The sequence below is a fragment of the Emticicia sp. genome (assembly GCF_043780375.1).
Lineage (GTDB): Bacteria > Bacteroidota > Bacteroidia > Cytophagales > Spirosomataceae > Emticicia.
Map to the genome: position 1 here is coordinate 1 of NZ_JAYWCU010000039.1, position 6,502 is coordinate 6,502.

The window sequence follows — 6,502 nt, forward strand, 5'->3', positions numbered from 1 at the left end:
TTTTTATGATTGTATAATCGGAAGAAGGCTCTTCATCTTTTGAAACAGGTTCAAAAAAATTGCCAACATTGATTCCAAGCACCTTTGCCATTTTTTCTAAAGTGTCAATGCTCGTGCTGTTCAACCTATATATTTTATTCAGATATGTAGGCTGAAAACCACACTGTCTTGAAAATTTTGCTGAACTGATTTTCAATTCCAAAATTCTTTTTTTTACGATGTCTTCAATTAGCTTCATGGATGAATTTGTTTACACGTATTACTAAAAAAAAACTATTAGGATATCGTTGTAGCTTGCCAGAAGTAGCATTAAGGCAATAAAATTCTACATACCACCTTTCGACAAATCGCTATTTCTATTTTTCAATACAGCTTCACTATATTGTTCATTCTCCATAGTCGATTTGTCAAAATTTGTAGCAATTGTTGTAGCAATTTCCTCAAAAGTGCGTTTAACGCACGTATTGAGGGTTTTGTGACGAAGAAGAGATTCGAACTCTCATAGGCTTTCGCCCACTACCACCTCAAAGTAGCGTGTCTACCAATTTCACCACCTCGCCATTAGTTTTACAAAAATAGAAAACAAAAATATTTATTCCTATAATTCAAAAAAAAAGCCTCAAAAATAAGAGGCAATTTTGTGATCCCGCTGGGATTCGAACCCAGGACCCATACATTAAAAGTGTATTGCTCTACCAACTGAGCTACGGAATCATCAAATAAAATCTTACGACTGTATTTGTATATATTAAATGTGTCATCTGACACGAGAGGAAAATTACCACTGGTAATCTTCGTGATCCCGCTGGGATTCGAACCCAGGACCCATACATTAAAAGTGTATTGCTCTACCAACTGAGCTACGGAATCTTTTTGATTAGTGATTTTTGATTACAGAAATTTAGTGAAAAAATTTACTAAATTTGTATTTTGAAACGATATTCGTTGTAACCCTTTTCTTAAATCGTGGTGCAAAATTACTACTTTATTTTTACGATGCAAACATACTTTTTGAAATTTCTGAAAATAATTACTTTATCTTTTTCTGTTTTTTTACAAGTACCTGATAGTCAGGCACAAAGGACCATATATAAAAAAGCAGATTCTTTATTTGTTGAAAAAAAAATTGATGAGGCTAAGATATTTTATGAGCAAATCGCAAAAACCTCGCCAAACCCTAATCCAAAAATTTATCTCAAGCTTGCAAATATTTATGAAACAAAGGGTGAATTTGTAAAAGAACTTTACTATTTGAATTTGTTTTTTTTCAAGAATCCCAACGAAAAAGTTTTTGAAAAAATGTATAATGTAGCAACAGAAAACGGTTTTAACGGCTACGAAAAAAATGATTTGAATTATTTTCTCTTTTATTACCGTCGATATTCAAATTATGTTTGGGGAAGTTTTTTAGCTCTGGGAGTCTATATTTTTATTGTACTTTTATTAAAAAAGAAGAATAAACAGTTTTCACCAGTAAGACATAAAATTATATTTTTTGTATATCTCACTTTTTTAGCGGTGCTGATAAATTTACCTAACAATTATCGCTCGGTAATTATCAAAAACGAAAAGGTCTATTTACGAGATTATCCTTCTTCCGCTTCCCCGATTGTGGGTGATATTGGTGAAGGTAATCGCCTAAATGTTGTTAAAGCCGATGATATTTGGTATCAGGTTTTGTGGGAAGGGAGGTTTTGTTATTTGAAAGAGAGCGATGTTTGGTTGGTGAGATAAAAAAAGGAAAAGAACCTCTTAGACATAAAGTAAATATTCACGTAAACATATAGGCACAAGAAAGAAACATACACAAAAGCACAAAATGACAAGTACAGTTTTTACTCTGATCCTATTCCACTTTGTACCTCTATATCTTTTTTCGAACTACCTCACCAAATGAATAACTCCTTTAAAAATATCATCGGAAAAACGTAAAGTATAAAAATACTCGCCAGTTGGCTCTTCATCACCTGTCCAAATAAACTCTCGTTCGGCAGTAGAAAATATTTCTTTTCCCCATCGATTAAAAATTTCAAATTTCACAAATTGTCTTTTGCAATTATCTCCTGGAATTGACCCAAGATTAAAAGAATCATTTTTCCCGTCACCGTTGGGCGTAAATGTATTATATGGCTTAATTGGATTGTCTGACACGACATTGTCTTTCAGAATAAACTTCACATTGACAGAGTCAATTTTTTGAAGACAATTATTGTCTTGTGTTTTGAAACTGACAACAAACTCTTTTGTATCCTTCCCCGCCAACATAAAACAAGTTGGTTTCCAAGTAAATATGCTACTCACTTTTCCGTTACCTTCTTTGTTTTCAAAAGACATTATGGCATTTTTAAAATCAAAACCTTTGGGAGTTCCTGTGAGTGTAACTTTCTCATTATCAATGTCTTGTCCGTTAACATTAAATTTAATTTCATTGTTTTGCGAAGAGACTAAAACCACTTCAACAGTATTATTTGTTAATGACGTAGTTACGCTTGGGGCATTATTCGGCTTTGCTTGAATATTGACTGGCACAGATAGCAGGGTTTGTGAACTTACACCACAACGAAGGTCTCGTGCAACAAAATCGAGCAAAACTTGCTTTTGTTTGAGGGCTTCGCAGTTAGGAATAAACAGCAAAGTAGAGTTCACACTTCCTAATCCTTGTTTGGAAGGGAACGTAAATCCAAGGTTATTAAGATTGACATTTCGACCTGTTCCTGTCAAAAACAAGGTATCAACATCTATATCATTTCCTATGACATTAAATTTGAGGGTATCGCCATAAGAAACTAATGGGACAGCACCATTTGCTAACGAAGTTGTAACAGTAGGTTTACTATTTTGATTTTCGTCGAACACCACTTTCATACGGTAGCCACGATTTTGTGGAACTGGGCAACCATTATCACTAATGTTAACAAAGAATTCGGCAGGAACATTGTTTTTGGTGATGATACAATCATCCAAACAAAAAGATGTTCTAAGCGTATCTTTTGAAACAACTACAACATTAGAAATGGCAGGAATACTTATTTTCTTTGTATCAAAATTGATTCCTTTGGCGGTAATTGTTAGTTTTTGGCTAATATCTTGATCGAAATATAGAATATCAAAGCATTTTTTTTCTCCTTTTTTCAATTGAATAGTTTCGCCATCTTGAAAGTTTTTCTTAGAATTTTGGCTTCTTACAAATATTTGTGGGGGATTATTGATAACACAGTCAATCACTTTTAGCTGAAAATCTCTTTTTACACGACCTATTCGAACTCCCTTTCTAAATTCATTAACGGTTACAGAAAAGACATAAAGTCCTAATTTATTAGGTTTAACGAACAATACTCCTGTTTCAGGGTCAATTTCCAGTGGAAAACTGCCAGGAATCATATTATTTACATTAATTCCAGTAACAAAAGTTGCTTCTCGATAACTTGTGCTTCCTGTTCCAGAATAATTTGGATTATTTGTTGAAGAATTACCAATCCAAGGTACACTCATTGTATAGGTTAAGCTATCGCCATCAGCATCAACGGCACTAAAATCCATTTCAAAATTTTGATTTATACAAATATAATCTGCGATTAGTTCTCTAAAATGCGGTGTAGTATTGGGTGTCTTATTTGAAGCAAACTCTAAGTAAAATACCATTCCGACAGAGCTTGGATTTTGAATGTTAGTTATAATTACATTACGACAACACCTTTCATAGACTGCGATATAGCCTTCAGGATCTGAAAACTTATCGTCCGAAAGATTAATCGGGCTGCTATATTTCATTGAAAGTGTAGATAAATCACCTTTTGCACAGGAAGGGTCAACGTATTTAATTAATTGGCGATAAACTTGAGGACAAGTAACATCACCCATAAATGCCAAATCCTTTTTACGATAAATTTGTATTCTAATAGACAATTCCTCGGCTTGAGCACGTCCATTGATGGCATCAAAATATAAATTTAGTGTAATCTGGTGGGTAGAATTGCCCGCAACAGGGTTTTTCAATGGCACAAGTTCAATTTCTCCCCCAACAATATGAGAGGCAAAAGAACCAATAGAAGTAAGTAAAACTAAGAAAGTAAGTAAATTTTTTTTCATAGTCGGTTCGGGTATAAATTATTTATTTATATAGACGTAATTTTTTAATCAAAGGTTGGATTTTGAACTTAAAGCTAAGTTAAATACTTTTGTGCAGAAATTATATAAATCTCTTCATATTCATTCTACTTATTAGTAGAAGACCCAAACAATGGCTAAAATAAAATCATTCGTAATAGAATCAATTGAAGTAGAGAGTTTTGCTGCTGAGGGAAAATGTATCGCTAAACACGACGGACAAGTAATTTTTATTGAAGGGAGTAATGTTCATCCTGGTGATAAAGTAAAATTATTTGTAAATAATCGTAAGAAAAACTATGCCGAAGCAAACGTTTTGGAAATACTTGAAGCCTCTCCCCTACGTATCGAACCTTTTTGTCAGCATTTTGGTGTTTGTGGCGGTTGCAAGTGGCAACACGTTCCATACGAAAAACAGTTAGCCTTGAAATGGCAGCAAGTTAATGACCAATTAACAAGAATCGGAAAATTGCAATTGCCTGATATTCAGCCAATTATACCCTCTGCAAATACGCAATATTATAGAAATAAATTAGAATATACTTTTTCAAATTGTCGTTGGTTTACCAAAGAAGAAATAAGTAGTGCTGACTTAGACATGAGCAAAAACGCATTAGGTTTCCATGTACCTAAGCGTTTTGAGAAAGTATTACCTATCGAAAAATGCTATCTGCAAGCCGATCCATCGAATGATATTAGGTTGACCTTGCGAGATTTTGCGAACAAAAATCAATATACTTATTATGACCATATTGCTCATGAAGGTTTTTTGAGAAACGTAATGATTCGTACAACTTCGACTGGCGAAATAATGGTAATGGTTCAGTTTGCTCAAAACAACGAAGATGATATTTTGGCGGTGATGGAACATTTGAAAATAAATTTCCCACAAATAACTTCTCTGAATTATATCTTGAATCAAAAGCGTAACGATACTTTTTTTGATTTAGAAGTAAATACTTTTTATGGGAAACCTTATATTGAAGAACGCATGGAAGATTTAATTTTTAGAATCGGCGTGAAATCTTTCTACCAAACAAATTCGGAACAAGCTTACGAATTATATAAAATCACCAGAAATTTAGCTGGTTTGACAGGCAATGAACTAGTTTATGATTTATATACTGGCACTGGTACAATTGCCAATTTTGTAGCAAAACAAGCCAAACACGTTATCGGAATTGAATATGTGGCTGATGCAGTTGAAGATGCGAAAATAAATTCGTCGGTCAATAATATTACAAATACCGAGTTTTTTGCAGGAGATATGCGTAAATTTTTAACAAATGACTTTATTTCTCAAAAAGGCAAACCTGATGTGGTCATTACCGACCCACCACGTGCTGGCATGGACGAACCCGTAGTGAAAACTTTGATGGAAGCCGAACCAAATCGAATTATTTATGTAAGCTGTAATCCAGCTACTCAGGCAAGAGATTTGGCAATTTTAAGTGAAAAATATGAAATTTCAGCAGTACAGCCAGTAGATATGTTTCCTCATACACACCATGTAGAAAATGTAGCAAGATTGGACTTAAAAAAATAATCAAACTGACGAACGATAGAATTATAAAGCTCCTTCACTGAGTGAAGGAGCTTTATTCTAAATTCAAAAAATATTATTTAACCAACTCAAACCTCCAATCTTAGTTACAAATACTCCTTTAATATTATCTTTTGCCACAAATCCCCAAAACCTCGAATCATCTGATTGGTGTCGATTATCGCCAATTACAAAGCATGAATCTTTTGGTATTTTTATAGGTCCAAAATTATCTACATTGAATTCATTATTTTTGTCGCCAAAAAGTTGAGGTTGGAGTACCTCTTTTTCACCAACTTTATAAGTTATTCTTTCGATTTTTATATCATTAGGTAGCTTTTTTGCTTCTGAAAAAGAAATATAAATTACGGCCAGGCTGTCACTATTTGAAGGAAAATCATTCAAAAGAGGATAATTCTGATTAAAAAATGATTGATTTTTTACTAAAGTCAAATATGGGAATACTAAATCTAAGTTTTCATCTATCGCCTTTCCATTTACATAACATACACCATTTCTAATTTCTAAAACATCGCCCTCATTTGCCATCATGCGGTGAGTTGCATAAGAATTATCAAACTCAGTCCTAATCGGTTGCTGATAACAAATAATATCTCCATTTTGGGGAGTTAACAAATTTGAAGTCAATATTAAATCATGCGGTTTAAGATTAGGGTAGTTTGATGCTGTTTTGATTGTCAAAAGCAAAAAAATACCTAAAATTCTACCCAAAACAAATATTATAACTGATGAGCAAATTATAATAAGAATAATTAAATTACGTTTTTTCATCCGAAAGCTAGGTTTATCAAAATTAAAGCCCCAAATCTTCTACAATTTGAAGATTTTTAG

Annotated in this window: 5 protein-coding genes and 3 tRNA genes; 2 read left to right on the top strand and 6 right to left on the bottom strand. The window is 33.2% G+C overall.

The features are described 5' to 3' along the window. From ACH2CJ_RS02920 to ACH2CJ_RS02935, 4 genes are all read right to left on the bottom strand, one after another. Positions 1–238, bottom strand: a 238-nt coding sequence (locus ACH2CJ_RS02920) for a helix-turn-helix domain-containing protein (protein ID WP_394990589.1), incomplete at its 3' end; no start/stop codon positions are given. 238 nt (positions 239–476) lie between these two features. Next, positions 477–560, bottom strand: a tRNA-Leu gene (locus tag ACH2CJ_RS02925). A gap of 81 nt (positions 561–641) precedes the next feature. After that, a tRNA-Lys gene (locus ACH2CJ_RS02930) sits at positions 642–714 on the bottom strand. 83 nt (positions 715–797) lie between these two features. Then, positions 798–870 (bottom strand) — tRNA-Lys (locus tag ACH2CJ_RS02935). A 126-nt stretch (positions 871–996) separates the two neighbouring features. Here ACH2CJ_RS02935 and ACH2CJ_RS02940 point away from each other — a divergent pair. Further along, positions 997–1,734: a hypothetical protein gene (locus ACH2CJ_RS02940; RefSeq protein ID WP_394990591.1), complete on the top strand. Its 738-nt coding sequence runs from the start codon at positions 997–999 to the stop codon at positions 1,732–1,734. A 147-nt stretch (positions 1,735–1,881) separates the two neighbouring features. Here the strand turns inward: ACH2CJ_RS02940 and ACH2CJ_RS02945 are convergent, their stop codons facing one another. After that, positions 1,882–4,089 carry a gliding motility-associated C-terminal domain-containing protein gene (locus ACH2CJ_RS02945; RefSeq protein WP_394990592.1) on the bottom strand — a complete coding sequence of 736 codons (2,208 nt, stop codon included), beginning with the start codon at positions 4,087–4,089 and terminating at the stop codon, positions 1,882–1,884. 151 nt (positions 4,090–4,240) lie between these two features. Between ACH2CJ_RS02945 and rlmD the strand changes: the two genes are divergently transcribed. Then, the gene (rlmD, locus tag ACH2CJ_RS02950) at positions 4,241–5,653 is read left to right on the top strand and encodes a 23S rRNA (uracil(1939)-C(5))-methyltransferase RlmD (RefSeq protein ID WP_394990594.1); all 1,413 of its coding nucleotides are present in this window, start codon (positions 4,241–4,243) and stop codon (positions 5,651–5,653) included. A 63-nt stretch (positions 5,654–5,716) separates the two neighbouring features. Here rlmD and lepB read toward each other — a convergent pair whose 3' ends face one another. Beyond that, on the bottom strand, positions 5,717–6,442 hold the full coding sequence (gene lepB / locus ACH2CJ_RS02955) for a signal peptidase I (protein ID WP_394990596.1): 726 nt from the start codon (positions 6,440–6,442) through the stop codon (positions 5,717–5,719). Positions 6,443–6,502 lie beyond the last annotated feature (60 nt).

Coding starts and splice junctions, on each gene's coding strand:
- ACH2CJ_RS02940 (WP_394990591.1), top strand. CDS start 997: ATGCAAACATACTTTTTGAAATTTCTGAAAATAATTACTTTATCTTTT.
- ACH2CJ_RS02945 (WP_394990592.1), bottom strand. CDS start 4,089: ATGAAAAAAAATTTACTTACTTTCTTAGTTTTACTTACTTCTATTGGT.
- rlmD (WP_394990594.1), top strand. CDS start 4,241: ATGGCTAAAATAAAATCATTCGTAATAGAATCAATTGAAGTAGAGAGT.
- lepB (WP_394990596.1), bottom strand. CDS start 6,442: ATGAAAAAACGTAATTTAATTATTCTTATTATAATTTGCTCATCAGTT.